The organism is Nocardia farcinica (genome assembly GCF_029867845.1).
Classification (GTDB): domain Bacteria; phylum Actinomycetota; class Actinomycetes; order Mycobacteriales; family Mycobacteriaceae; genus Nocardia; species Nocardia farcinica_A.
In genome coordinates this window covers 1-2,431 of the sequence record NZ_JARWRU010001144.1, presented here as the reverse complement: position 1 = coordinate 2,431, position 2,431 = coordinate 1, and the positions used below count along the sequence as shown (strand labels likewise).

The following is a 2,431-nucleotide window of genomic DNA, read 5'->3' as shown; positions in this document are numbered from 1 at the left end:
TCACCATCACCGCCTGCCAGCCCCCCCCACCCCCCCCCCCCCCCCCCCCCCCCGCGGGCGGCCCCCCCCGTGCCGATGACCTCGAAGCAGGAGGTCAGTGGGGTTCGATCAGGAGAACCTGGGCCCAGTACGCGGCCTGCTCCGGGCCGACGAGGGGCATCAGGTAATCGAAGACGATCGAGGACATCAGCGAGGTACTCCAATTGTTCGACGTAGGGGAGCTGACGGAAACGGGACGAAAGTTTTCGGCCCGCACCGGAATCGAACACTAGCAGTGCGGAATGGTCGTTGCCGAGGGCCTTGTGGAACCTTTGTGGAATTCGTGCCCCACTGGCACGAATGGTGATCGACATCATAGAGTGTTCGCCGTTGGCAAGTGCCCGGGACTGGGCAGTTCCTGGCACTCGGACATCGATGCGGAAGCAGGTCTCAACACATATGCGGGTAGTTCGTTCCCTGGTCGCCGGTGCACTCGTCGCCGGAGCCGCTTCAGTTCTCGCCGTGCTCGGTGCGGGCTCCGCGAGCGCGGTGGCCGTCACTCCGCTGCCGGGTGGTGTGCAGGTCGACCTCAGCCCCAGCGACACCAGATGGGTCGCCGACACCGGCTTCGGACACGCGGTCGCCGGTCTTCCCCATCCGTCGGCGCCGTCCTTCGGGGAGGCGCTCGACGCCGCCGCCCAGTTGTCCGCGCAGTACCCCAACGGCCGGGTGACCTTCACCGTCTTCGGTCCGCTGCACGAGCTCAACGGCACCATGCTGGCGCTGCAGTAATTCTCTTCCGGCATCACCGCTGTTCCGCCCTCCAGTAGTCTCCCGGGGGTGGAACTGCACCAGCGGATCATCTCGGCGCCGGTCGACTTCGGCGCCATCCGCTCCGAATTCGCGATGGCCTCGGCGTATCCCGCCGAGGCCGTCGCCGAAGCCCGCGACGCGAGCGACGCGTTCGCGGGCACTCGGGCCGACCGCACCGACATCGAGCTGGTCACCATCGATCCCCCCGGTTCCCTTGACCTCGACCAGGCCCTCTGCCTGCGCCGCACCGCGTCGGGATTCCTGCTCCACTACGCCATCGCCGATCTCGGCGCCGTGATCCGCCCCGGCGGCGCGCTCGCCCGCGAGGCGCTGGCTCGCGGCCAGACCTACTACCTGCCCGACGGCTCCGTTCCGCTGCACCCGCCGATCCTGTCCGAGGGCTCGGCCAGCCTGCTGCCAGGCCGCACCCGTCCCGCCGCCCTGTGGACCGTCGAACTCGACCACGCCGCCGAACCGGTGCGCTTCGAGGTGGTCAGAGCGCTGGTGCGCTCGCGCGCCCGGTTCGACTACGCGGGCGTGCAGGCCGACGCCGACGCGGGCAGACTGCACCCCTCCATCGAAGCGCTGCCCGAGTTCGGCGCGCTGCGCATCGCCTCCGGCCTGGAACGCGGCGCGATCGGCCTGCGCCTGCCCGCCCAGAGCGTGGTCCGCGACGGCGCCCCCGACGGCCACTGGCGGTTGGTGCTCGAGCCGCGCACCGCAGCCGACGACTGGAACGAGCAGGTCTCGCTGCTCACCGGCATGTGCGCGGCCCGGATCATGCTGGCCGCGCCCGCGGGCGAGCGCACCGGTCTGTTGCGCACCATGCCGCCGCCGCCGGACTCCGCGATCGAGTCGCTGCGCCGCACCGCCGCCGCCATGTCGGTGGACTGGCCCGCCGACATCCGGGTCGGCCGCATGCTGGCGGGCCTGGATGCCAACAGCCCGGCCGGGTTGGTGCTCATGTCGGAGGCCACCGGCCTGCTGCGCGGCGCCGACTACACCGTGCTCACCGGCGCCGACGGTGAGGAGAACCTGCACCACAGCGCCATCGGCGCCCCCTACGCGCACGCCACCGCGCCGTTGCGCAGGCTGTCGGACCGGTTCACCCTGGAGATCTGCCTGGCGCGCTGCGCGGGCGAACCGGTGCCGGAGTGGGTGCGCGCCGAACTGCCCGCCGTCGCCGAGACCATGAAGCGCACCGGCGCGATCGCGAGCAAGATCGACCGCGCCTGCATCGATCTCACCGAGGCCACCCTGCTGTCGGAACGGCTCGGCGCGATCTTCGACGCCGTCGTGCTGCGCGAGGCCGAGGGCAAGCGCCCCGCCGAGGTGTTCGTCGCCGACCCGCCGCTGCTCGGCCCGTGCGCGGGCGACCCGCCGGAGGGCGAGCACCTCAGGGTCCGGCTGACCACCGCCGATCCCGCCACCAGGAGGATCGGCTTCACCCACCTCGCCTGAGACGGCCCCTCCCGCCACGGCCGGGTCCTCGCCGGCAGGCCGGCGCGGACAGGACCGTTCCCGTCCGCGATCGCGCCGGCGCGGGGAGGGCGGCCCCGGACGGGCGCCCCGGGGGGGTGGGCGCCTGCTAGCTGCGCGCAAGCTAGCGGGGCCGCCGGAATAGGCCCGCGGACGCGGT

2 protein-coding genes are annotated in these 2,431 nt (G+C 72.2%); both read left to right on the top strand.

Annotated features, from left to right (window positions below; all coding sequences use genetic code 11):
* Positions 1-438: 438 nt before the first annotated feature.
* On the top strand, positions 439-771 hold the full coding sequence (locus QH283_RS25490) for a hypothetical protein (RefSeq protein ID WP_280505473.1): 333 nt from the start codon (positions 439-441) through the stop codon (positions 769-771).
* Positions 772-819: 48 nt separating this feature from the next.
* On the top strand, positions 820-2,253 hold the full coding sequence (locus QH283_RS25485; RefSeq protein ID WP_280505472.1) for an RNB domain-containing ribonuclease: 1,434 nt from the start codon (positions 820-822) through the stop codon (positions 2,251-2,253).
* The last annotated feature ends 178 nt before the right edge of the window (positions 2,254-2,431 follow it).